We start from the raw sequence: 22,736 nt of genomic DNA, 5'->3' as shown, positions 1-22,736 counted from the left end.
GTCACCCCTCCCGCCCCGCCGCTATCGCCTCCGTCACCTCCGCCACCCGCTCCTGCTCCTCCGTCGCGAACCGTTCCGCGTCCAGGCGTTCCGCGATCTCCTCGTCCTCGCGCATCAGCAGGTCGAGGTTGGAGTCGCCCAACTCCAGGACGCCCATGTCGACGTACGCCTGCTGGAGGCGCTTGCCCCACAGGCCGATGTCCTTGACGCACGGGACGATGCGGGAGAACAGCAGCTTGCGGAACAGGGCGAGGAACTCGGACTGCTCGCTGTACTCCTCCGCCTCGGCGGTGGGGATGCCGAAGTTCTCCAGGACCTCGACCCCGCGCAGCCGGTCCCGCATCAGGTAGCAGCCCTCGATGACGAACTCCTCGCGTTCGCGCAGTTCGGCGTCGGTGAGCTGCTTGTAGTAGTCGCGCAGCGCCATCCGGCCGAAGGCGACGTGGCGGGCCTCGTCCTGCATCACGTAGGCGAGGATCTGCTTGGGCAGCGGCTTGTCGGTGGTGTCCCTGATCAGGCCGAAGGCGGCCAGGGCGAGCCCCTCTATCAGGACCTGCATCCCGAGGTAGGGCATGTCCCAGCGGGCGTCGCGCAGGGTGTCGCCGAGCAGCGACTGGAGGTTGTCGTTGATCGGGTAGACCATCCCGACCTTGTCGTGCAGGAAGCGGGCGTAGATCTCGGCGTGCCGGGCCTCGTCCATCGTCTGGGTGGCCGAGTAGAACTTGGCGTCCAGGTCGGGGACGGACTCCACGATCCGCGCGGCGCACACCATCGCGCCCTGCTCGCCGTGCAGGAACTGGCTGAACTGCCAGGAGGCGTAGTGGCGGCGCAGCTCGCTCTTGTCCTTCTCGCTGAGCTTGGCCCAGTAGGGGGTGCCGTGCAGCGCGAGCGCCTCGTCGGGGGTGCCGAGGGGGTCGTAGGGGTCGACCTCCAGGTCCCAGTCGATGCGCTTGGCGCCGTCCCACTGCTTGTCCTTGCCCTTCTGGTAGAGGGCGAGGAGACGTTCGCGGCCGTCGTCGTACTCCCAACTGAAGCGCGCCGCTCCGGTCGCGGGCACCTGCCAGTGGGGATCTCCGGGGTCCATGACGTACACGTCTGAGGTCGGCATGTCTCGCAGGGTCACACGTAGACGCGAAGTCAACAAGATGCCGCGCAGGGGATTGACGAGCTTGCTGACAAGCAGTCTCATAAGACGGTGACCCGCGAGTAACTCCCGCGGGGTGCCCTGCCTTTCCCATGCCCTCCCGTACGACGAGGTGGACAGCCATGACGACCCTGACGGAAGCCGACGCGCTGGAAGGGCTGCGCGACGCGCTCGGCCTGCTCAAGGACCGCGAGCAGGTGGCCGAACGGCTGCTCGAGTCCTCCGCGAAGCACTCCTTCGACCCGGACAAGGAACTCGACTGGGACGCCCCCTTCGAAGAGGGCAAGTGGTTCTGGCCGCCGGAGCTGGTCTCCCTGTACGACACCCCGATGTGGAAGCGGATGAGCGAGGAGCAGCAGATCCTGCTCTCCCAGCACGAGGCCGCCGCGCTCGCCTCCCTCGGCATCTGGTTCGAGCTCATCCTGATGCAGCTGCTGGTCCGGCACGTCTACGACAAGTCGGCCACCAGCGCCCACGTCCGCTACGCCCTCACCGAGATCGAGGACGAGTGCCGCCACTCCAAGATGTTCGCCCGGCTGATATCCCGCGGTGAGACGCCCTGGTACCCGGTCAACAGGACCCACCAGCACCTCGGCCGCCTCTTCAAGACCATCTCCACCACCCCGGGCTCCTTCACCGCCACCTTGCTCGGCGAGGAGATCCTCGACTGGATGCAGCGGCTGACCTTCCCGGACGAGCGCGTCCAGCCGCTGATCCGCGGCGTCACGCGCATCCACGTCATCGAGGAGGCCCGGCACGTGCGGTACGCCCGCGAGGAGCTGCGCCGCCAGATGGTCACCGCCCCGAAGTGGTCGCAGGAGTTCACCCGGATCACCTCCGGCGAGTTCGCCCGCGTCTTCTCCGTCGCCTTCGTCAACCCCGAGGTGTACACCAACGTGGGCCTTGACAAGCGCGAGGCGATGGCGCAGGTCAAGGCCAGCGGCCACCGCCGGGAGATCATGCAGACCGGCGCCAAGCGGCTGACGGACTTCCTCGACGACATCGGCGTCCTGCGGGGCGTCGGACGACGGCTGTGGCAGTCCTCGGGCCTGCTGGCCTGATCGCCGCGCCCCACCGCTGGCCGGAATCATGAGCCGTCGCGCGGACGCCGACCGCCCGCCCCAGCGGGCGGTTACGCTGCTGGTCATGAGCCCGCAGGCCGCCACCCCCGCCTACCGTCGCCTCAGCGTCGAGGAACGCCGCAGCCAACTCCTCAACGCCGCCCTCACCCTCTTCGCGCACCGCGCGCCCGAGGAGGTCTCGCTGGACGACGTGGCGGAGGCGGCCGGGGTCTCCCGCCCCCTGGTGTACCGGTACTTCTCCGGCGGCAAGCAGCAGCTCTACGAGGCCGCCCTGCGCTCCGCCGCCGAGGAGCTGCGCAACTGCTTCGACGAGCCCAGGAAGGGCCCGCTGCTCCCCCGGCTGCGCCGCGCCCTCGACCGCTACCTCACCTTCGTCGACGGCCACGACGCCGGGTTCAGCGCCCTGCTCCAGGGCGGCAGCGTCGTGGAGACGTCCCGGACGACGGCCATCGTCGACGGCGTACGGCGGGCCGCCGCCGAGCACATCATGCGCCACCTCGACGTCACCGACCCGGGTCCCCGGCTGCGGATGACCGTCCGGATGTGGATCACGGCGGTCGAGGCGGCGTCCCTGATCTGGCTGGACGAGGACAAGCAGCCGCCCGCCGACGAGCTGCGGGACTGGCTGGTCGAGCAGTTCGTGGCCGTCCTCACGGTCACCGCGGCCCGCGACCCCCAGACGGCGGCGGTGGTGGCGGCCCTCGGCGCGGCGGCGGCCGACTGAGGCACCGGCCGCCCGATCACCGACACTGGTGCCGTGAAGAGCGAAGACACCCCGTTCGAGGGCGGCCCCATGGACGGCCGGGTCCTGCCGGTGCTGCTCGGCATCACCGGGCACCCGCCCAAGACGTACCGCATCCCGGTCCCCGCCCCCGACGGCGGCCAGCCCACGGTGCTGGTCTACCGCCGGGTCCCCCGCGTCGAGGGCGGACGCCCCGGCCTCACCCGCCGCTGGAAGTACGCCTACGACCCGACCGGCGAGCGGGGCGGCGGCACAGGCGGCGTCCGCTGGCCCTGGTCGAAACCACGCCCGGCGCCCCCGGGCCCCGGCGCCACGCCGGGCGGCAGGCCCGACGACGCCGACGGGTGACCCCGTTACGCCGTCCCGCGCACGCTCGCCGAGCGGACCGCGCCCGACCGTCTGATCCTCGCGGTGCGGGGCGGAGACGCCGCTCCGAGCACCGGAGGTGATGGCATGTCAGGCAGGCTCCTACGACTGGTGTGCACGGCGACCGTGGCGGCCCAGGCTGCGGTCGTCCCCACGGCGGCGCCCGCGACCGCCGCGCCCGAACCGCGCGCGCTCCCCGACCTGCTGACGGACCTTCGGCAGCGGTACCGGCAGGTCGAGCGGGCCACCGCGACCTACCGGGCCACGGACCGCAGGCTGCGCGCCCAGCGCGCCGAGGTCGCCCGCCTGGACGGCGCGCTGGCCCGCGCCCGCCTCGCCCTCCAGGACAGCCGGGGCGCGGCCGGGCGCCTGGCCCGACAGCAGTACCAGGCCACCAGCGACCTCTCCCCGTACGTACGCCTGCTGCTGGCCCGCGACCCGCAGCACGCGCTCGACCAGGGCCATGTGGTCGCCCGCCTGGCCCGCCACCACGCGGCGACCCTGCACCGCCTCACCGGCACCGCCCACAAGGCCGACGAACTGGCCCGCAAGTCCCGCGAGGCCCTGGACCGCCAACTAACCCTGGCCCGCCAGCACCGCAAGCAGCGGGACGAGGTCCGCAACCGCCTGACGGACGTGGAGAAGCTCCTGGCGTCCCTGACTCCAGAGCAGCTCACGGCCATCAGGAAATCCACGGCGGGGGACCCACCTGAAGGGGCGCGGGGAACTGCGCGACCAGCCACGACGAACCCGCAGCCGCCAGCCCTCCGCACCCCCCACGGCGACTAGGCCCCGGCGGCAACGGCCCCCAGATACGCCTCCGCCTTCGACGGCTCGTAGAAGAACTCCTCGAAGTCCGCCGGATTGTTGAACCCATTGGCGAACCGGTCAGCCACCGGCGGCAACTGCCCCGCCGCCCCGATCAGGTTCAGCACATGCTCAGGCGGCGGCGCCAGCATCGCGTTGGTCCACTTCGTGACGTGCCGCGCCGTCTCCCAGTACCGGTCGAACGTCGCCCGCATCCAGTCCTCGTCGAACGGCTTCTCCCCCTGCTCCAGGATGGACGCGAGGTAGCTGGCCGCGCACTTGGAGGCGCTGTTGGAGCCCTGCCCGGTGATCGGGTCGTTGGCGACGACGACGTCCGCGACGCCCAGCACCAGACCGCCGCCGGGCAGCCGCCCGATCGGGTTGCGGACGGTGGGCGCGTAGCGTCCGGCCAGCGTGCCGCCCGCGTCGGTCAGCTCGACCTTGGTGGCGCGCGCGTACTCCCAGGGCAGGAACTTCTCCATCAGCTCCAGGGTGAGGGAGAGGTGCTGGGCCGGGTCCTTCACGTCGCGGAAGACGTCGAGCGGGCCGCCGGGGATGCCCTCCCAGAAGAGGATGTCGGCGCGGCCGGAGGTGGTCAGCGTCGGCATGATGAACATCTCGCCGACACCGGGCACCAGGTTGCAGCGCACGGCCTCCATGTCGGGGTGCTCGGGGCGCGGGCCGAGGCCGTGCACATAGGCGACGGCGAGGGCGCGCTGCGGCTCGCTGTACGGGGAGCGCTCGGGGTCCCGGGCGAACATCTGGACGAGTTCGCCCTTGCCCGCCGAGACCAGCACCAGGTCGTACGTGCGGGAGAAGTAGTCGAGGTCGCCGACCGCCGCGCCGTGGATGACGAGCTGTCCGCCGCGCTGGGCGAAGGTCTCCATCCACCCGGCCATCTTCACCCGCTGGTCCACGGACTGCGCGTACCCGTCGAGCTTGCCCACCCAGTCGATCGCGCGCTGCGAGGGTCCCGGGTCGAACGAGCCGGGCGCGGCGACGGAGACGCCGAGCCCCTCGATCTTGGGGGCCTGGGACTCCCAGAAGTTGATGCCCAGGTCACGCTCGTGCTGGAGGGCGGTGTCGAACATGCACTGCGTCGACATGACCCGCCCGGAGCGGATCTCGTCCGCCGTCCGGTTCGACATGAGGGTGACCTCGTAGCCGTGGGACTGGAGGCCGAGGGCGAGCTGAAGCCCGGACTGCCCGGCTCCGACGACGAGTATCTTCCGCATACGAAGTCCGTCTCTACTCGGGGGTTTCGTCGAGCGCGTGGCCGACCAGGGCGAGGAGGGTCTCGATCGCGGAGATCCGGCGACGCGCATCCATGATCATGACAGGTATATGGCGCGGGATGGTCAGCGCCTCCCGTACGTCCTCCGGTTCGAACAGCTCGCTGCCGTCGAAGTGGTTGACCGCGACGACGTACGGCAGCCCGCAGCTCTCGAAGTAGTCGAGGGCGGGCCAACTGTCCTTCAGACGGCGGGTGTCGACCAGGACGACGGCCCCGATGGCGCCGCGCACCAGGTCGTCCCACATGAACCAGAACCGCTGCTGGCCCGGCGTGCCGAACAGGTAGAGCACCAGGTCGTCGTCGAGCGTGATGCGGCCGAAGTCCATGGCGACGGTGGTGCTGACCTTGCCGGGCGTGGCGGTGAGGTCGTCGGTCTCCTCGCTCGCCTCGGTCATCAGCGCCTCCGTCTGGAGGGGCGTGATCTCCGAGACGGCGGTGACCAGGGTGGTCTTGCCGACGCCGAAGCCTCCCGCGATCACGATCTTGGTGGCGACGGGGGCGCGGCTGCGGTCCGTCTGCCAGGACCTCAGGTCCTCGTCGGTGTCTTCAAAGACGACGGAGTCCACTCAGCACCCTTTCGAGCAGAGCGCGGTCCGGACGGCCGGTGCCGTGACCGGTGCCGGTGCCGTACACACGGATCTTTCCCTGGTCCGCGAGGTCGCTGAGGAGTACGCGGACCACGCCGAGCGGCATCTTCAGCAGCGCGGCGATCTCGGCCACCGTGCGCATACGGCGGCACAGTTCGACGATGGCCCGCATCTCCGGCATGATCCGGGCGGTCACGGAACCGTTCATCAGTTCCCTGCGCTCCTCGGGCGCCTCGATCGCCGCGACGAACGTCTCGACCAGCAGGACGTGGCCGAAGCGGGTACGGCCGCCGGTGAGCGAGTAGGGGCGGACGCGGGCGGGTTTGCGGTCACCGCCGCGGACGGGGAGGTGGGGCCTGTCGGTCATCGGGTGCTCCCCGTCGACTCGGACTCCAGGGACTTGCGCAGCTCGCTGCGGAGTTCGGGGGTGAGCACGTGTCCGGCGCGGCCGACGAAGAGCGCCATGTGGTACGCCACCACGCTCATGTCGCAGTCCGCGGAGCCGTGCACGCCGAGCAGCGAGCCGTCGCTGATCGACATCACGAACAGGCTGCCCTCCTCCATGGCGACCATGGAGTGCTTGACGCCGCCGAAGTCCATCAGCTTGGCGGCGCCCACGGTGAGGCTGCCGATGCCGGAGACGATGGTGGCCAGGTCGGCGGCGGAGCCGCGCGGGCCGCTGGGGCGGCCCTCGGTGGACTGGCGGGCCGCCTCGTTCCGCCCGGGGTCGGAGGAGAGCAGCAGCAGGCCGTCGGAGGAGACGACCGCGACCGAGAGGATGCCGGGCACCTCCTCGACCAGGTTGGTCAGCAGCCAGTGCAGGTTGCGGGCTTCACTGCTCAGTCCGAAGGTACTGGGCGCGGTCAACTGCTTGCCTCCTCGACTGTGCCCCCCGTGGCGTTTTCGGCGTGGTCGTTGATCTCCGCCTCCACATCGCGCCGTCCGGCCTCCGCCCCCCGGCGGAAGCCTCCCAGACGGCGCCGGAGCGCGTCGGCGTCGACGGAACCCGACCTCGGGCGCGGGGCCGAGACGGGGGAAGTGATCTTCGGGGTGCGCTTGGGCAGCCCCTTGTCGGTGACCGGCTCAGCGCCCTCGTCGGGGGTGCGGTCGTGGGCGTCGGGGCCGATGGCGTAGGGGCTGGGCTGGGCTACGGGCTCCGCGGGTGCTTCGGGTTCCTGCCGTGCCGCGGGTTCTTCCCGCGCTTCGGGCTCTGCGGGCTCCTCGGGGCCCTCCGGCTCGGTGGGCTCCGCGGGTGCCTCCGGGAGGAGGAGTTCCATGGTGGTCTCGGCGGGCCGCTCGGCAGCCGCGGAAGGTGCCTCGGAGGGCGCCTCGGAGGGCGCCACGGAGGGTGCCTCCTCCGCCGTACCGCCCGTGTCCTCCGTACCGTCCGTACCGTCCGTACCGTCCGCGCCGTCCGCCGCCGCCTCGCCGCGCTCCCGTACGGCCTTCTCCGCCAGCGCCACCAGCGGGTCGCCGTCCCCGCTGGTCCTGCCGTGCAGGACGTTGGAGTTGGCCTCGGCGTCGGCGCCGGGGAGGCTGAAGGTGCCGGTGGCGTCGGACGCCGGGGCGGCGGGGGGCGCAGTGGCGAGCAGGGCGTCCGGCAGGACCACGACGGCCGCGACGCCGCCCTGCTTCTGCTCGCGGAGCTGCACCCGCACCCCGTGCCGGTGGGCGAGCCGGGCGACGACGTACAGGCCGAGCCCGAGACCGTCCTCGCCCTCCTGGTCGTAGGGCGCGTCCGGGTCGAAGTCACCGAGCCGGGCGTTGAGGCGGCTCATGCGCTCGTCGGTCATGCCGATGCCCTCGTCCTGCACGGAGAGCATCACCTCGCCGTTCTCCAGCAGCCAGCCGGAGACCTCGACGGGCAGCTCCGGCGGCGAGAACGAGGTGGCGTTCTCCATGAGTTCGGCGAGCAGGTGTGACAGGTCGTCCGCGGCGAACCCGGCGACGTGCGCGTGCGGCGGCAGCGCGGCGATCCGCACCCGCTCGTAGCGCTCGATCTCGCTGACCGCGGCGCGGACGACGTCGACCAGCGGCACCGGTCCGGCGCTCTGCTGGACGTGCTCGGTCCCGGCGAGGACGAGCAGGTTCTCGCTGTGCCGCCGCATGACGGTGGCGAAGTGGTCGAGCTTGAAGAGGGTGGCGAGCCGGTCGGGGTCCTGCTCGCGCTCCTCCAGGCCCTCGATGACGGCGAGCTGCCGCTCCACCAGGCCGAGGGTGCGCAGCGCCAGGTTGACGAAGGTGGAGCCGATGCTGCCGCGCAGCCGCTCCAGTTGGGCGGCGGCGTCGTCGAGTTCGGTGCGCAGCTCCTCGCGGGCGTCGGCCATCTTCTGCCGCTGCCCGACCAGGTGCTTGCGGTCGGACTCCAGGGTGTTGACGCGCTCGTGCAGGGCGGCGGCGTGCGCGTGCAGGGCGTTGACGGAGCGGACGACCTGGGCGAACTCGTCGTTGCGGCCGGTGAACTTGACGGGTTCCTCGGCGAGCGGGTCCTCGGCACCGGCGAGCCGCGCCGAGCCGATCCGCAGCACGGCGAGCGGCCGGGTGAGGGTGCGGGCCATGGCGGTGGCGACGCCGACGGCGAGCAGCATCAGCGCGCCGAGTACGGCGATCCGGATCTCCAGCGCGGTGACGTCGTCGTCGCGGAGCTGGGCGAGGTCCTTGGCGCGCCGGTCGTAGAGGGCGGACTCGGCGCCGCGCATGGAGTCGACGCGGGCGGAGAGCGCGGCGTCCAGCTTCTTGGCGTCGGTGCCGAGTTCGTCGTCGGTGAGGCTCGGCTGGTCGGTGAGGGCGGCGAGGTACTTCTCGGCGGAGTTGACCTCGGGGCCGGTGACGGTGGAGTCGTACGACGTCTTGGCGGCCTGGGGCGCGCTCGCGCGGAAGTCGGCGAGGGCGGCGTCGGAGCGCAGCCGGGCCTGCTGGGCGGCGGCGGTGAGCGCGGCGCGCTGCTTGGCGTCGGCCTCGGAGGTGGCGGTGGTCTCCGAGGGCAGGCCGGTGATCGGGTCGTAGACGGTCCGGGTGGTGCTCGGCACGCTGAGCGCGGCGAGCAGGAGTCCGCGGACGGCGGCGGCCTGCTGGACGGCGGAGTCGAGTTCGGCGAGGGCGTGGTCGCCTGAGCCCGCGCGCGGCGGGGTCAGCTCGGCGAGTTCCTCGGCGAGCCGGTGGAGTTCGGTGATGGCCGCCGAGTACGCCTCGTGCGCTTCGAGGGCGGTGCTCTTGCCGGTGAGGGCCGCCCGGCGGACGGCGGCGATGTCCTCCAGGTCGGCGCGGAGCGCGGCGGGGGTGTCCGGGTCGGTGCGCAGCTCCTCCACCTGCCGGTCCACGCGGGCGCTGCGCTCCTCGGCGGGCGCCTTGGACTTGGGGCGCCCGGCGGCGACGTAGGAGGTGACCTCGTCGCGCTCGTCGGCCAGCGCGTGGGCCAGCATGAGCGCGTCGCGGGTCTGCTCGGCGAGCGTCACCAGTTCCTGGGAGTCGCCCAGTTCGCCGGAGGCGGCGATCACGGAGGGCGCGCCCGCCCCGGCGATGGCGGCGGCCACCACGGCCACGGCCACGATCAGCCGGTTGCGTACGTGCGTGGGGCGGCCCTTGCCGACGGGGGGGCCGACGGGGGGCTGTGCCGTGCCCCCTTCCGGGGCCGTCTGCTTGCCTTTGCGCCGAGGCCGCGTCTTCTGCACCGGTGCTCGCATTCCTGACTCGTGTACCCATGGGCCCGGGTGAGGCGCCGTCAACTGGTGCGCGTACCTCCCCCGGCTGCTGACCGCGGTCGGGCGGAGGGACCCCCACCGGTGACGAACCCTCCCAGTGGCGGTGGGCGGTGGTCGCGCATCACCTGACCCGCCACTCGAAGGAGTGAATACCGTGGGGGAGTTGGTGGGCAAGTCACCGCGGCGCGTCCGAGGGCCTTGTGCGGCGGGCCGGTTGGACGTCTGCGGCGGGCTTTGGCAGTATTCGCCGCCACGCGTTGCCGGAGTGCGCCATTCCCTCCCAAAACCGGCACCTGACCTGCGGTGGTGCGCTGGACCCCGGTGGCTTGCCAGCCTTTTGCGGACGTTGTGAAGGGCTGGTGCAGACTGACCGGATGCGAACGGAACTTGTCTCGGAGCCCGGTGACCCGGACCGCCCCAACGAGGACTTCGCCGCCGTCGGACTACCGGCTTCCGGGCAGGGCGGTTCGCTCGTCGTGCTCGACGGGGTGACGCCGCCGGTGGGCGGGACGGGGTGTCTGCATTCCGTCCCCTGGTACACCGCGCGGCTCGGCGGTGCGCTGACCGAACTGACCGTTTCACTCCCGGATGTTCCCCTGTCCGACGCGCTGTCCCGGGCGATCACGCGTACCGCCGCGGCCCACACGCGAACCTGTGACCTTTCTCACCCGCGTACGCCGCAGGCGACGGTGACCCTGGCCCGCTGGACGCCGGACACGGTCGAGTACCTGCTGCTGGCCGACTCGGCGCTGCTGGTGGAGTCCACCGACGGCACGGTGACGCCGTACCTGGACGAGCGGCTGTCGCTCATCCCGCGCGCCGAGCGCGCCTCGGACGCGGTGGTGGACGCCCGGTTCCGGAACCGGGAGGGCGGTTTCTACACGGCCGCCGCGGACCCCTCGGTGGCGTCCCGCGCGGTCACCGGCACGCTGCCGCGCGCGGGGGTGCGTTCCCTGACCGCGCTGACGGACGGGGCGGCGCGCTGGGTGGAGAAGTTCGGCGAGGGCGACTGGGCGCGGTGCCTGGACGTCGTACGCAAGGAGGGCGCGCGGGCGCTGGTGGAGCGGGTGCGGGCGCTGGAGGACGCCGACCGGGAGCGGCGGGCGTACCTGGGGCGGAGCAAGACGCACGACGACGCGACGGTGGTGTTCGCGGAGCTGTGAGGGGCGCTCCCGGGCGGCGGGTCACTTCTCCATGCCGCGGTTGAGCTGGTGGAGCAGCCGGGCCAGTTCGGCGACCTCGGCGCGGTCCCAGTCGGCGAGCTTGTCGACGTACCGGGCGCGGCGGGCCTCGCGGACGCGCTGGACGCGGGTGCGGCCCTCCTCGGTGAGGTGGACGAGCCAGGCGCGGCCGTCCGCCGGGTCGGGTTCCCTGGCGACCAGGCCGAGGCCCTCCAGGGCGCGCAGTTGGCGGGACATGGTGGCCTTGCCGACGCCGATGTAGGCGGCGAGTTCGGTGGCCCGCTGGCGTCCGCACTCGTCGAGCCGTACGAGCAGTCCGTACGCGGCGGACTCCAGCTCCGGGTGGACCTCGCGGGCCATCTCGCCCTGGTTGGCGCGGGCCCGGCGCAGGAACACCGTCAGCTCGCGCTCCAGCGCCAGGAACTCCTGGTCCGCGCCCAGCGCCGACGCACCGGGCGCGCCCCGGTGTCCCTCGCCGTTTCCGTCCTCGTGCACGTCAGCACCCCTGCCCGGTTTCCCGTTCCTGAAAGTTTCCGCCCTGGGCGGCCATCACCCCAGCTCCGTCAGTATTTCGCAGGCTTAGACCAACGGCAGCTTTCGGAACCCTTCCTTCCGTGTCATCTACGTGCGTAGCGTCGACGAGTGAACGGGTGGTGGCATGAGCACGCCACACCGCCCACGCCACCGGCGCACCCCCCCCCACCCCCCACGGCCTTCCCCGTTCCCCCCACCGAGCACCACCGAGTCCAGAGAGGCACGCCATGTTCGTGCACAGACCCGGAACCACCCGGTCCCGCCGCCTCACGCTCGCCGGGATCCTGCTCGCCGCCCTCTCCCTCACCCTTACCACCCCCGCCGCCGCCGCGGACGTCCCGCCCCGCGGCTCCGCCCACATGGGCATGGGCGTCGTCCCGAACGACGGCCAGCACGGCACCCCCACCCCCGGCGACGCCACCCAGACCGAGGGCGTCGACGTCAGCAGCCACCAGGGCAACGTCGCCTGGACGACCCTGTGGAACAGCGGCGTCCGCTGGGCCTACGCCAAGGCGACCGAGGGGACGTACTACACGAACCCCTACTTCGCCCAGCAGTACAACGGCTCGTACAACGTCGGCATGATCCGCGGCGCGTACCACTTCGCCACCCCGGACACCACCAGCGGCGCCACCCAGGCCAACTACTTCGTCGACCACGGCGGCGGCTGGTCCCGCGACGGCAAGACCCTGCCCGGCGCCCTCGACATCGAGTGGAACCCGTACGGCGCCACCTGCTACGGCAAGACCCAGAGCGGGATGGTCTCCTGGATCCAGGACTTCCTGAACACCTACAAGGCCCGCACCGGCCGGGACGCCGTCATCTACACGGCGACGAGCTGGTGGACCCAGTGCACCGGCAACTACGGCGGCTTCGCGGCCTACAACCCGCTGTGGATCGCCCGGTACGCCACCACCGTCGGGACGCTCCCGGCGGGCTGGTCGTACTACACGATGTGGCAGTACACCTCGACCGGCCCGACGGTCGGTGACCACAACCGCTTCAACGGCGCCCTGGACCGCGTCCAGGCCCTCGCCCTCGGCTAGGAACCGCACGGCGGAGGCCCGGGCCTCCCTCACGAGAACCCGGGCCTCCTCCTCATCCGGCCGCGTCCGTCACGCCGCGGCCGGAATCCTCTGCGCCGCCCCGCTGGTGGCGGGCGTCAGCGCCAGCTCCAGGACCTGGCGGACGTCGGTGACGGCGTGCACGTCGAGCTTGTCCAGCACCTCCGCCGGGACGTCGTCCAGGTCGGGTTCGTTGCGCTTGGGGATGATGACGGTGGTCACCCCGGCGCGGTGGGCGGCGAGCAGCTTCTGCTTCACCCCGCCGATCGGCAGCACCCGGCCGGTCAGCGAGACCTCGCCGGTCATCGCCACGTCCGTGCGGACCAGCCGCCCCGACAGCAGCGACGCCAGCGCCGTGGTCATCGTGATGCCCGCGCTCGGGCCGTCCTTCGGCACCGCGCCCGCCGGGAAGTGGATGTGCACGCCCCGGTCCTTCAGGTCCGCGACCGGCAGCTCCAGTTCGGCGCCGTGCGAGCGCAGGAAGCTCAGCGCGATCTGCGCCGACTCCTTCATCACGTCACCGAGCTGACCGGTCAGGGTCAGCCCCGCCGCGCCCGTCTCCGGGTCGGCCAGGGACGCCTCCACGAAGAGCACGTCACCGCCCGCGCCGGTCACCGCGAGGCCGGTCGCCACGCCCGGCACCGCCGTGCGCCGCTCCGCCGGGTCCTGCGCGGACTCGGGCACGTGGTGCGGCCGTCCGATCAGGCCCCGCAGGTCGTCGGGGGTGACGGTGAACGGCAGCTTCCGCTCGCCCAGTTCGTGCTGGGCCGCGACCTTGCGCAGCAGCCGCGCGATGGACCGCTCCAGGGTGCGCACGCCCGCCTCACGGGTGTACTCGCCCGCGAGCTTGCGCAGCGCGCCCTCGTCGATGGTCACCTCGTCGTCGTCGAGCCCGGCGCGCTCCAACTGCCTCGGCAGCAGGTGGTCGCGGGCGATGACGACCTTCTCGTCCTCGGTGTAGCCGTCGAGGCGGACCAGCTCCATCCGGTCCAGCAGCGCCTCGGGGATGGCCTCCAGGACGTTGGCGGTGGCGAGGAAGACCACGTCGGACAGGTCGAGTTCGACCTCCAGGTAGTGGTCGCGGAAGGTGTGGTTCTGCGCCGGGTCCAGGACCTCGAGGAGCGCCGCCGCGGGGTCGCCGCGGAAGTCGGAGCCGACCTTGTCGATCTCGTCCAGCAGCACCACCGGGTTCATCGACCCGGCCTCCTTGATGGCCCGCACGATCCGGCCGGGCAGCGCGCCGACGTACGTACGGCGGTGGCCGCGGATCTCGGCCTCGTCGCGGACGCCGCCGAGGGCGACGCGGACGAACTTGCGGCCCATGGCGTGCGCCACGGACTCCCCCAGGCTGGTCTTGCCGACGCCGGGCGGGCCGACGAGCGCGAGCACGGCACCGCCGCGCCGCCCGCCCACGATCCCCAGGCCCCGGTCGGCGCGCCGCTTGCGCACCGCCAGGTACTCGGTGATCCGCTCCTTCACGTCGTCGAGTCCGGAGTGCTCGGCGTCGAGCACGCCCCGGGCGCCCTGGATGTCGTACTCGTCCTGGGTGCGCTCGTTCCACGGCATCTCCAGGACCGTGTCCAGCCAGGTGCGGATCCAGCCGCCCTCCGGGGACTGGTCGGAGGACCGCTCCAGCTTGTCGACCTCCTTGAGCGCGGCCTCACGGACCTTCTCGGGCAGGTCGGCGGCCTCCACGCGGGCGCGGTAGTCGTCGGACTCCTCGCCGTCCTTCTCGCCGTTCAGCTCGCGCAGTTCCTTGCGTACGGCCTCCAACTGGCGACGCAGCAGGAACTCCCGCTGCTGCTTGTCGACGCCTTCCTGAACGTCCTTGGCGATGGTCTCCGCGACGTCCTGCTCGGCGAGGTGGTCGCGCAGTTGCTGGGTGGCGAGGCGGAGGCGGGCCACCGGGTCGGTGGTCTCCAGCAGCTCCACCTTCTGTTCGGTGGTCAGGAACGGTGAGTAACCGGAGTTGTCCGCGAGCGCGGAGACGCCGTCGATGGCCTGGACGCGGTCCACGACCTGCCAGGCGCCGCGCTTCTTCAGCCAGGCGGTGGCGAGCGCCTTGTACTCCTTCACCAGTTCGGCGACCTGGCCGGGCAGCGGTTCGGGCGTCTCCTCGTCGATCCGGGTGCCCTCGACCCACAGCGCCGCGCCGGGTCCGGTGGTCCCGGCCCCGATGCGCACCCGGCCGCGCCCGCGGATGAGGGCGCCGGGGTCACCGTCGGCCAGTCGGCCGACCTGCTCCACGGTGCCGAGCACGCCGATGCGCGCGTATGTCCCGTCGATGCGTGGCACCAGCAGCACCCTGGGCTTTCCGGGTTCCGTCCGGGCGGCGGCCTGCGCGGCCTCCACCGCGGCCCGCACCTCGGAGTCGCTCAGGTCCAGCGGGACCACCATCCCGGGCAGCACGACCTCGTCGTCGAGCGGCAGCACGGGCAGGGTGAGCGGTGTGAACGCCGTGGACTCAGCAGCCATGATCTCCCCTTCGGCAGTCAAGTTGAGCTATGCCGACTCAATGCTCGGGGGTCCTTGAATGTTCCCCGACCTTCCGGGCGTTCGCTGTGGGCGATCACCCCTGGTGGGCGGGGCCCGGCCCGCATACGGTCTCGACGTAATAGGCAGTGTGCCTTAGCAGTCATTACGGAGGCAGTGTGGAGAGCGTCGTGGGGACCTGGGTCGGCGGCTGGGTCGTCTCGCGCGGGGCCGCCCCGCCGCGGGCGGAGCCCTGGGGCTGGACCATCGACGTCGGCCAGGCCACGCACGTCACCCGGCACATCCTCGCCGCCACCGGTGACGCCGTCGAGGAGAGCACCGTCCGCGAGGTGGCCGACGCCGTGACCGGCGCCGGGGTCTGGCTGAAGGTCTTCGACGACCCCGCGCGCGTGGGCGGCTGGCTGGGCGCGGGCTGGTGGGTCGACCCCGAGCCGGGCTACCTGATGACCTACCGGGTACCGGACGACGCCCCCGCCGTCCCGGCCGTCCCCGAGGGCTTCCGACGGCGCGTGTGGACCCGCGCGGGCGTCACGCGCGTGCTGCTCGCCGCGCCGGACGGCTCCCTCGCGGCGCGCGGCCAGCTCGCCGTCAGCGGCGCGACCGGCGTCGTCGACCAGATAGAGACGGCACCCGCGCACCGGCGCCGGGGACTCGGCAGTCAGGTGATGACCGCGCTGCACCGCGCCGCCGCCGACCGGGGCGTCAGGACCGCGGTCCTCGCCGGGACCCCGGCGGGGCGGGCGCTGTACGAGCACCTGGGCTGGCGCACGGAGGCGCCGCTGACCTCCGCCAGGTTCACCGGCCGCGCCACCTGAGAGGCGCCCGCCTGGACGCCGTACGCCGGTTCCCCGCCGGTAATTCCCCCGCCGCCCGGTGAACACCGGTGTCAGGATGGCCCCATGGCCACCGCATACGACATCCCCGAAGTCCTGGACCGGCGCGAGGGCCCCTACGGCGAGGTGGTGCTGCGTCGGCACGGCGAGCTGCTCCAGATCATCGCCAACGGCTGCTTCCTGATGGACACCTCCGACGGCCGCTCGGAGAGACTGCTGGTCGACGCCGCCCTCGACGCCCTGGACGGACGCCCGCTCCCCCACGTCCTCATCGGCGGACTCGGCGTCGGATTCTCACTCGCACATGCCACGGGCAACCCGCGCTGGGGCCGGATCACGGTGGTGGAGCGCGAGCCCGCCATCATCGACTGGCACCTCGACGGACCACTGTCCGACCTCTCGCGCGAGGCACTCGCCGACCCGCGCGCGCGGATCGTGCGGGCCGATCTGATCGATTACGTCAATGAGACATCCGCCACGTTCGACGCCCTCTGCCTCGACATCGACAACGGCCCCGACTGGACCGTCACGGAAGCCAACGACAGCCTCTACTCACCCGCCGGACTGGCAAGCTGCGCAAGGGTGTTGAGGCCCGGTGGCGTCCTGGCCGTGTGGTCGGCCAAGCCCTCCCCGGAATTTGAAGGAACCTTGCGGAATGCCGGATTCCAACAAGTGCGTACCGAAGAGATCCCGGTTGCCCGGGGCGTTCCGGACGTCATTCACCTCGGCGTCCGACCTGGATAGCCGAGGCGTGGTGACTCCCCGTACCCTGCTTGCCTGACGCGGATCATTCAAGCGTCAAGCGCAGTCATGGGATCACCCCACGGATTCCGGAAAGCACACCTCAGGGGCGGGCGATGGAGCAGACACACACCTCCCACAACGGCACGGCGGCGACCACTCCGGGCGCGCAGCGCCGGGTGCTGGTGGTCGAGGACGACGCGACGATCGTCGACGCCATCGCGGCCCGCCTGCGCGCCGAGGGATTCCTCGTACAGACCGCCGGTGACGGACCGGCCGCCGTCGACACGGCCGAGGCCTGGCAGCCCGACCTGCTGATCCTCGACATCATGCTGCCCGGCTTCGACGGCCTGGAGGTCTGCCGCCGCGTGCAGGCCGCCCGCCCGGTGCCGGTGCTGATGCTCACCGCCCGCGACGACGAGACGGACATGCTGGTCGGGCTCGGCGTCGGCGCCGACGACTACATGACCAAGCCGTTCTCCATGCGGGAGCTGGCGGCGCGCGTGCACGTGCTGCTGCGCCGCGTGGAGCGGGCCGCGATCGCCGCCTCGACGCCGCGCAGCGGCATCCTGCGCCTGGGCGAGCTGGAGATCGACCACGCGCAGCGCAGGGTGCGGGTGCGCAGCGAGGACGTGCACCTCACGCCGACCGAGTTCGACCTGCTGGTGTGCCTGGCGAACACCCCGCGCGCGGTGCTCTCGCGCGAGCAGTTGCTGGCGGAGGTGTGGGACTGGGCGGACGCCTCCGGCACCCGCACCGTCGACAGCCACATCAAGGCGCTGCGCCGGAAGATCGGCGCCGAGCGGATCCGCACGGTGCACGGCGTCGGGTACGCCCTGGAGACGCCGACGCCATGAGCGACGGTCCGTCCGGCCGACGCGGCTCCGGGGGCCCGCCCTGGGTCCGGGTGCGGCCGTTCTCGATCAGGACCAAGCTGGGCGTCCTGGTCGTCATCGCGGTGCTGATCACCACCGGTCTGTCGGTGAACGCGGTGCGCTTCCAGACGGAGGTGCGCTTCATCATGGTCTTCTCCATGATCGCCACCCTGCTGGTGACCCAGTTCGTGGCGCAGTCGCTCATCGCGCCGCTGGACGAGATGAACGCCGTGGCCCGGTCCATCTCGCACGGCGACTACACCCGCCGGGTGCGGGAGAACCGCTGGGACGAGCTGGGCGACCTGGCCGTCACCATCAACCGCATGGCCGACGAGCTGGAGGCGCAGGACCGCCAGCGCAAGGAGCTGGTGGCGAACGTCTCGCACGAGCTGCGCACCCCCATCGCCGGGCTGCGCGCCGTCCTGGAGAACGTCGTCGACGGCATCGCCGAGGCCGACCCCGAGACCATGCGCACGGCGCTGAAGCAGACCGAGCGGCTCGGCCGCCTGGTGGAGACGCTGCTGGACCTGTCCCGCCTGGACGACGGCGTCGTACCGCTGCGGCAGCGCCGGTTCGAGGTGTGGCCGTACCTCTCAGGGGTGCTCAAGGAGGCCAACATGGTCGCCTCCGCGCGCGCGGGCATCGCCTCCGGCTCCGGCAGCCACACCCGTACGGACGTCCATCTGCGCCTCGACGTCTTCCCGCCCGACCTGACCGCGCACGCCGACCCGGAGCGCATCCACCAGGTCGTCGCCAACCTGATCGACAACGCCGTCAAGCACAGCCCGCCGCACGGCCGGGTGACGGTGAAGGCGCGGGCCGGGGACCGGCCGGGCTCGCTGGAGCTGGAGGTCCTGGACGAGGGGCCCGGCATCCCGCGCTCGGAGTGGCACCGGGTGTTCGAGCGGTTCAACCGGGGAGCGGTGAACCGTCCGCACGGTCCGGGCGGCGACGGCGGCACCGGACTGGGCCTGGCGATCGCCCGCTGGGCGGTGGATCTGCACGGCGGCCGGATCCGGGTGGCCGAATCCGAACGCGGCGCCCGGATCCTCGTCACCCTTCCGGGACTGCCGTCCGTCCCAAGTTGACGTAAAGTTCGAAGCGGAGCCACAAGATCCACGGGCGTCGACGCTGACGGACACGTGTGATCAGGCAGAGGCCAGCGCCGCCAGCGCGCCGGGCCGGAGTCGTCGTACCCGTTGTACGCCTTTGAAACCGAAACCCCGCTTGTTTCCCGCCATTATCGGCACCGAAACACGGTCTTGGATGTGACTTACACGACGATGAACCGGCCGGGCCTGACCTTCTCGGTCATGGGGGCGTAGCCTTTATTCCCGCTGTCCATCACCTTGTGAAGCGGAAGAGGGCGGTTGCCGCCGTGTCGCCACAGTCCCCCAGTAACGCATCGAGCATCTCGACCGACGCAGACCAAGCGGGCAAGAATCCCGCTGCCGCGTTCGGTCCGAACGAGTGGCTCGTCGACGAGATCTATCAGCAGTACCTCCAGGACCCGAATTCGGTAGACCGCGCCTGGTGGGACTTCTTCGCCGACTACAAGCCGGGGGCGCCCGCCGCCCCGGCTCAGGCGGGTACGGCGGCCCAGGGGGGCACGGGCACCACCGGTGCCGCCCCGGCCGCCCCCGCCGCCGCTCCGGCTCAGGCGCCGACGCAGGCCGCGGCTCCGGCTCCGGCCCCCGCTCCGGCTCAGGCGCCGACGCAGGCCGCGGCTCCGGCTCCGGCCCCCGCTCCGGCGAAGCCGCAGGCGCAGTCCGCTCCGGCCGCCCAGGCCGCTCCCGCCGCCCCGGCGGCGAAGCCCACCGTCGCTGCCCCGGGCCCGGCCCCGGCCGCCGCCGCGCCGAAGAAGGCCGAGCCCGCCGCCGAGGCCCCCGAGGGCCCCGAGCTGGTGACCCTGCGCGGCCCCTCCGCCGCCGTGGCGAAGAACATGGACGCCTCGCTGGAGATGCCCACGGCCACGTCCGTGCGCGCCGTCCCGGTGAAGCTGCTGTTCGACAACCGCATCGTCATCAACAACCACCTCAAGCGGGCCCGCGGCGGGAAGATCTCCTTCACGCACCTCATCGGGTACGCGATGGTGCAGGCCATCAAGGCCATGCCGTCCATGAACTGGTCCTTCCAGACCAAGGACGGCAAGCCCACCCTGGTCAAGCCGGAGCACGTCAACCTCGGTCTCGCCATCGACCTGGTCAAGCCCAACGGCGACCGCCAGCTCGTCGTCGCGGCGATCAAGAAGGCCGAGACGCTGAACTTCTTCGAGTTCTGGCAGGCCTACGAGGACATCGTCCGCCGCGCCCGCGACAACAAGCTGACGATGGCCGACTTCACCGGCGTCACGGTCTCCCTGACCAACCCCGGCGGCCTCGGCACCGTCCACTCGGTGCCGCGCCTGATGCCCGGCCAGTCGGTGATCATGGGCGTCGGCGCCATGGACTACCCGGCGGAGTTCCAGGGCACCTCGCAGGACACCCTGAACAAGCTCGGCATCTCCAAGGTCATGACGCTCACGTCGACCTACGACCACCGGGTGATCCAGGGCGCCGCCTCCGGCGAGTTCCTCCGCCAGGTCGCCAACCTGCTCCTCGGCGAGAACGGCTTCTACGACGACGTCTTCGAGTCGCTGCGCATCCCCTACGAGCCGGTGCGCTGGCTGAAGGACATCGACGCCTCCCACGACGACGACGTCACCAAGGCCGCCCGCGTCTTCGAGCTGATCCACTCCTACCGGGTCCGCGGCCACGTCATGGCCGACACCGACCCGCTGGAGTACCAGCAGCGCAAGCACCCCGACCTGGACATCACCGAGCACGGGCTCACCCTGTGGGACCTGGAGCGCGAGTTCGCCGTCGGCGGCTTCGCGGGCAAGTCGATGATGAAGCTGCGCGACATCCTCGGCGTGCTGCGCGACTCGTACTGCCGCACCACCGGCATCGAGTTCATGCACATCCAGGACCCCAAGCAGCGCAAGTGGATCCAGGACCGCGTGGAGCGCCCGCACGCCAAGCCGGAGCGCGAGGAGCAGCTCCGCATCCTGCGCCGCCTGAACGCGGCGGAGGCGTTCGAGACGTTCCTGCAGACGAAGTACGTCGGCCAGAAGCGCTTCTCCCTGGAGGGCGGCGAGTCCGTCATCCCGCTGCTGGACGCCGTACTGGACTCCGCCGCCGAGTCCCGTCTCGACGAGGTCGTCATCGGCATGGCCCACCGTGGCCGCCTGAACGTCCTCGCCAACATCGTCGGCAAGTCGTACGCGCAGATCTTCCGTGAGTTCGAGGGCAACCTCGACCCGAAGTCGATGCACGGCTCCGGCGACGTGAAGTACCACCTGGGCGCCGAGGGCACCTTCACCGGCCTGGACGGCGAGCAGATCAAGGTCAGCCTGGTCGCGAACCCCTCCCACCTGGAGGCCGTCGACCCGGTCCTGGAGGGCGTCTCGCGCGCCAAGCAGGACATCATCAACAAGGGCGGTACGGACTTCACCGTGCTGCCGGTGGCGATCCACGGCGACGCGGCCTTCGCGGGCCAGGGCGTGGTGGCCGAGACCCTGAACATGTCGCAGCTCCGCGGCTACCGCACCGGCGGCACGGTCCACATCGTCATCAACAACCAGGTCGGCTTCACGGCGGCCCCCGAGTCCTCGCGTTCCTCCATGTACGCCACGGACGTGGCCCGCATGATCGAGGCCCCGATCTTCCACGTGAACGGCGACGACCCGGAGGCGGTCGTGCGCGTCGCGCGCCTGGCCTTCGAGTTCCGCCAGGCGTTCAACAAGGACGTGGTGATCGACCTCATCTGCTACCGCCGCCGCGGTCACAACGAGTCGGACAACCCGGCCTTCACCCAGCCGCTGATGTACGACCTGATCGACAAGAAGCGCTCGGTGCGCAAGCTGTACACCGAGTCGCTGATCGGCCGGGGCGACATCACGCTGGAGGAGGCCGAGCAGGCGCTCCAGGACTACCAGGGCCAGTTGGAGAAGGTCTTCACCGAGGTCCGCGAGGCCACCTCGCAGCCCGCCGCGGTGCAGACCCCCGACACCCAGGCCGAGTTCCCGGTCGCCGTGAACACGGCGGTGTCCTCGGAGATCGTCAAGCGGATCGCCGAGTCCCAGGTCAACATCCCCGACCACATCACCGTCCACCCGCGGCTGCTGCCGCAGCTCCAGCGCCGGGCGGCGATGGTCGAGGACGGCACGATCGACTGGGGCATGGGCGAGACCCTCGCGGTCGGCTCCCTCCTCCTGGAGGGCGTCCCGGTCCGCCTGTCCGGGCAGGACTCCCAGCGCGGCACGTTCGGCCAGCGGCACGCGGTCATCATCGACCGCGAGACGGGCGAGGAGCACACCCCGCTCCTGTACCTGTCGGAGGACCAGGCCCGCTACAACGTCTACAACTCGCTGCTCTCCGAGTACGCGGTGATGGGCTTCGAGTACGGCTACTCGCTGGCCCGTCCCGACGCGCTGGTGATGTGGGAGGCGCAGTTCGGCGACTTCGTCAACGGCGCGCAGACGGTGGTGGACGAGTTCATCTCGTCGGCGGAGCAGAAGTGGGGCCAGACGTCCGGCGTCGTCCTGCTCCTCCCGCACGGCTACGAGGGCCAGGGCCCGGACCACTCCTCGGCCCGCATCGAGCGGTTCCTCCAGCTCTGCGCCCAGAACAACATGACGGTGGCCGCGCCGACCTCCCCGGCGAACTACTTCCACCTGCTGCGCTGGCAGGTGCACAACCCGCACCACAAGCCGCTGGTCGTCTTCACCCCGAAGTCGATGCTGCGTCTGAAGGCGGCGGCGTCGAAGGCGGAGGAGTTCACCACGGGCCAGTTCCGCCCGGTCATCGGCGACGCGTCGGTGGACCCGGCGGCGGTGCGCAAGGTCGTCTTCACCTCCGGCAAGGTCTACTACGACCTGGAGGCCGAGCGCGTCAAGCGCGGCGTCACGGACACGGCCATCATCCGCATCGAGCGCCTGTACCCCCTGCCGGGTGCGGAGCTCCAGGCGGAGATCGCCAAGTACCCCAACGCCGAGAAGTACCTGTGGGCCCAGGAGGAACCGGCGAACCAGGGCGCCTGGCCCTTCATCGCCCTCAACCTGATCGACCACCTGGACCTCGCGGTCGGCGCCGACGTCCCGCACGGCGAACGCCTGCGCCGCATCTCCCGCCCGCACTCGTCGTCCCCGGCGGTGGGCTCGGCGAAGCGCCACCAGGCGGAGCAGGAGCAGTTGGTGCGCGAGGTGTTCGAGGCGTGAGCCGGTAGCGAGCGGTACGCGTGACGAGGGGGCTC

At 71.6% G+C, this 22,736-nt stretch carries 19 protein-coding genes; 11 read left to right on the top strand and 8 right to left on the bottom strand.

The window, feature by feature from the left end; translation table 11 throughout:
• Position 1: 1 nt before the first annotated feature.
• Complete coding sequence (locus ACFQZ6_RS24260) at positions 2-1,108, bottom strand: ferritin-like domain-containing protein (protein WP_381612414.1); 1,107 nt, start codon at positions 1,106-1,108, stop codon at positions 2-4.
• 158 nt (positions 1,109-1,266) lie between these two features.
• On the opposite strand from ACFQZ6_RS24260, the gene ACFQZ6_RS24255 reads away from it, so the two are divergent.
• From ACFQZ6_RS24255 to ACFQZ6_RS24240, 4 genes are all read left to right on the top strand, one after another.
• On the top strand, positions 1,267-2,205 hold the full coding sequence (locus ACFQZ6_RS24255) for an AurF N-oxygenase family protein (RefSeq protein WP_381612412.1): 939 nt from the start codon (positions 1,267-1,269) through the stop codon (positions 2,203-2,205).
• Positions 2,206-2,290: 85 nt separating this feature from the next.
• The gene (locus ACFQZ6_RS24250; protein ID WP_381612410.1) at positions 2,291-2,950 is read left to right on the top strand and encodes a TetR/AcrR family transcriptional regulator; all 660 of its coding nucleotides are present in this window, start codon (positions 2,291-2,293) and stop codon (positions 2,948-2,950) included.
• A gap of 33 nt (positions 2,951-2,983) precedes the next feature.
• Positions 2,984-3,316, top strand: coding sequence for a hypothetical protein (locus ACFQZ6_RS24245; RefSeq protein WP_381612408.1), 333 nt, complete (start codon positions 2,984-2,986; stop codon positions 3,314-3,316).
• A 105-nt stretch (positions 3,317-3,421) separates the two neighbouring features.
• Positions 3,422-4,123 (top strand): coiled-coil domain-containing protein, encoded by a 702-nt coding sequence (locus ACFQZ6_RS24240; protein WP_381612406.1) that lies wholly within the window; start codon positions 3,422-3,424, stop codon positions 4,121-4,123.
• On the opposite strand, the gene ACFQZ6_RS24235 is transcribed toward ACFQZ6_RS24240, so the two are convergent.
• From ACFQZ6_RS24235 to ACFQZ6_RS24215, 5 genes are read right to left on the bottom strand one after another with little or no spacing between them, the layout of a single operon-like run.
• The gene (locus ACFQZ6_RS24235; RefSeq protein WP_381612404.1) at positions 4,120-5,376 is read right to left on the bottom strand and encodes a styrene monooxygenase/indole monooxygenase family protein; all 1,257 of its coding nucleotides are present in this window, start codon (positions 5,374-5,376) and stop codon (positions 4,120-4,122) included. The genes ACFQZ6_RS24240 and ACFQZ6_RS24235 overlap by 4 nt on opposite strands.
• 13 nt (positions 5,377-5,389) lie before the next feature.
• Positions 5,390-6,001, bottom strand: coding sequence for a GTP-binding protein (locus tag ACFQZ6_RS24230; RefSeq protein ID WP_360214697.1), 612 nt, complete (start codon positions 5,999-6,001; stop codon positions 5,390-5,392).
• Positions 5,982-6,389 (bottom strand): DUF742 domain-containing protein, encoded by a 408-nt coding sequence (locus tag ACFQZ6_RS24225; protein WP_381612402.1) that lies wholly within the window; start codon positions 6,387-6,389, stop codon positions 5,982-5,984. Before ACFQZ6_RS24225 ends, ACFQZ6_RS24230 begins: the two co-directional genes overlap by 20 nt.
• Positions 6,386-6,889, bottom strand: a complete 504-nt coding sequence (locus ACFQZ6_RS24220) for a roadblock/LC7 domain-containing protein (protein ID WP_381612400.1) — start codon at positions 6,887-6,889, stop codon at positions 6,386-6,388. The genes ACFQZ6_RS24225 and ACFQZ6_RS24220 overlap by 4 nt, the downstream gene beginning before the upstream one ends.
• Entirely contained in the window at positions 6,886-9,693 is a 2,808-nt protein-coding gene (locus ACFQZ6_RS24215) for a sensor histidine kinase (RefSeq protein WP_381612398.1), read from the bottom strand. The genes ACFQZ6_RS24220 and ACFQZ6_RS24215 overlap by 4 nt, the downstream gene beginning before the upstream one ends.
• Before the next feature lie 404 nt (positions 9,694-10,097).
• On the opposite strand from ACFQZ6_RS24215, the gene ACFQZ6_RS24210 reads away from it, so the two are divergent.
• Positions 10,098-10,886 carry a protein phosphatase 2C domain-containing protein gene (locus tag ACFQZ6_RS24210; RefSeq protein WP_381612396.1) on the top strand — a complete coding sequence of 263 codons (789 nt, stop codon included), beginning with the start codon at positions 10,098-10,100 and terminating at the stop codon, positions 10,884-10,886.
• 21 nt (positions 10,887-10,907) lie between these two features.
• On the opposite strand, the gene ACFQZ6_RS24205 is transcribed toward ACFQZ6_RS24210, so the two are convergent.
• On the bottom strand, positions 10,908-11,399 hold the full coding sequence (locus ACFQZ6_RS24205; protein WP_381612394.1) for a MarR family winged helix-turn-helix transcriptional regulator: 492 nt from the start codon (positions 11,397-11,399) through the stop codon (positions 10,908-10,910).
• Between the two features lie 266 nt (positions 11,400-11,665).
• Here ACFQZ6_RS24205 and ACFQZ6_RS24200 point away from each other — a divergent pair, with 266 nt between their 5' ends.
• Positions 11,666-12,484 carry a lysozyme gene (locus ACFQZ6_RS24200; RefSeq protein WP_381612392.1) on the top strand — a complete coding sequence of 273 codons (819 nt, stop codon included), beginning with the start codon at positions 11,666-11,668 and terminating at the stop codon, positions 12,482-12,484.
• Positions 12,485-12,553: 69 nt separating this feature from the next.
• On the opposite strand, the gene lon is transcribed toward ACFQZ6_RS24200, so the two are convergent.
• The gene (gene lon, locus ACFQZ6_RS24195) at positions 12,554-14,977 is read right to left on the bottom strand and encodes an endopeptidase La (protein WP_381612390.1); all 2,424 of its coding nucleotides are present in this window, start codon (positions 14,975-14,977) and stop codon (positions 12,554-12,556) included.
• Positions 14,978-15,153: 176 nt separating this feature from the next.
• On the opposite strand from lon, the gene ACFQZ6_RS24190 reads away from it, so the two are divergent.
• From ACFQZ6_RS24190 to ACFQZ6_RS24170, 5 genes are all read left to right on the top strand, one after another.
• Entirely contained in the window at positions 15,154-15,810 is a 657-nt protein-coding gene (locus tag ACFQZ6_RS24190) for a GNAT family N-acetyltransferase (RefSeq protein ID WP_381612388.1), read from the top strand.
• A gap of 84 nt (positions 15,811-15,894) precedes the next feature.
• The gene (locus ACFQZ6_RS24185; protein ID WP_381612386.1) at positions 15,895-16,572 is read left to right on the top strand and encodes a spermidine synthase; all 678 of its coding nucleotides are present in this window, start codon (positions 15,895-15,897) and stop codon (positions 16,570-16,572) included.
• A gap of 113 nt (positions 16,573-16,685) precedes the next feature.
• On the top strand, positions 16,686-17,426 hold the full coding sequence (locus ACFQZ6_RS24180) for a response regulator transcription factor (protein ID WP_210923949.1): 741 nt from the start codon (positions 16,686-16,688) through the stop codon (positions 17,424-17,426).
• Positions 17,423-18,532 carry a HAMP domain-containing sensor histidine kinase gene (locus tag ACFQZ6_RS24175; protein WP_381612383.1) on the top strand — a complete coding sequence of 370 codons (1,110 nt, stop codon included), beginning with the start codon at positions 17,423-17,425 and terminating at the stop codon, positions 18,530-18,532. Before ACFQZ6_RS24180 ends, ACFQZ6_RS24175 begins: the two co-directional genes overlap by 4 nt.
• Positions 18,533-18,822: 290 nt before the next feature.
• The gene (locus tag ACFQZ6_RS24170) at positions 18,823-22,701 is read left to right on the top strand and encodes a multifunctional oxoglutarate decarboxylase/oxoglutarate dehydrogenase thiamine pyrophosphate-binding subunit/dihydrolipoyllysine-residue succinyltransferase subunit (RefSeq protein ID WP_381612381.1); all 3,879 of its coding nucleotides are present in this window, start codon (positions 18,823-18,825) and stop codon (positions 22,699-22,701) included.
• Positions 22,702-22,736 lie beyond the last annotated feature (35 nt).

It is taken from the genome of Streptomyces flavalbus, from assembly GCF_042674625.1.
GTDB lineage: Bacteria > Actinomycetota > Actinomycetes > Streptomycetales > Streptomycetaceae > Streptomyces > Streptomyces flavalbus.
The sequence above is the reverse complement of the archived record's forward strand: the minus strand, read 5'-3'. Positions and strand labels throughout refer to the sequence as shown.

Coding starts and splice junctions, on each gene's coding strand:
- ACFQZ6_RS24255 (WP_381612412.1), top strand. CDS start 1,267: ATGACGACCCTGACGGAAGCCGACGCGCTGGAAGGGCTGCGCGACGCG.
- ACFQZ6_RS24210 (WP_381612396.1), top strand. CDS start 10,098: ATGCGAACGGAACTTGTCTCGGAGCCCGGTGACCCGGACCGCCCCAAC.
- ACFQZ6_RS24250 (WP_381612410.1), top strand. CDS start 2,291: ATGAGCCCGCAGGCCGCCACCCCCGCCTACCGTCGCCTCAGCGTCGAG.
- ACFQZ6_RS24260 (WP_381612414.1), bottom strand. CDS start 1,108: ATGCCGACCTCAGACGTGTACGTCATGGACCCCGGAGATCCCCACTGG.
- ACFQZ6_RS24200 (WP_381612392.1), top strand. CDS start 11,666: ATGTTCGTGCACAGACCCGGAACCACCCGGTCCCGCCGCCTCACGCTC.
- ACFQZ6_RS24235 (WP_381612404.1), bottom strand. CDS start 5,376: ATGCGGAAGATACTCGTCGTCGGAGCCGGGCAGTCCGGGCTTCAGCTC.
- ACFQZ6_RS24175 (WP_381612383.1), top strand. CDS start 17,423: ATGAGCGACGGTCCGTCCGGCCGACGCGGCTCCGGGGGCCCGCCCTGG.
- ACFQZ6_RS24185 (WP_381612386.1), top strand. CDS start 15,895: ATGGCCACCGCATACGACATCCCCGAAGTCCTGGACCGGCGCGAGGGC.
- ACFQZ6_RS24180 (WP_210923949.1), top strand. CDS start 16,686: ATGGAGCAGACACACACCTCCCACAACGGCACGGCGGCGACCACTCCG.
- lon (WP_381612390.1), bottom strand. CDS start 14,977: ATGGCTGCTGAGTCCACGGCGTTCACACCGCTCACCCTGCCCGTGCTG.
- ACFQZ6_RS24225 (WP_381612402.1), bottom strand. CDS start 6,389: ATGACCGACAGGCCCCACCTCCCCGTCCGCGGCGGTGACCGCAAACCC.
- ACFQZ6_RS24240 (WP_381612406.1), top strand. CDS start 3,422: ATGTCAGGCAGGCTCCTACGACTGGTGTGCACGGCGACCGTGGCGGCC.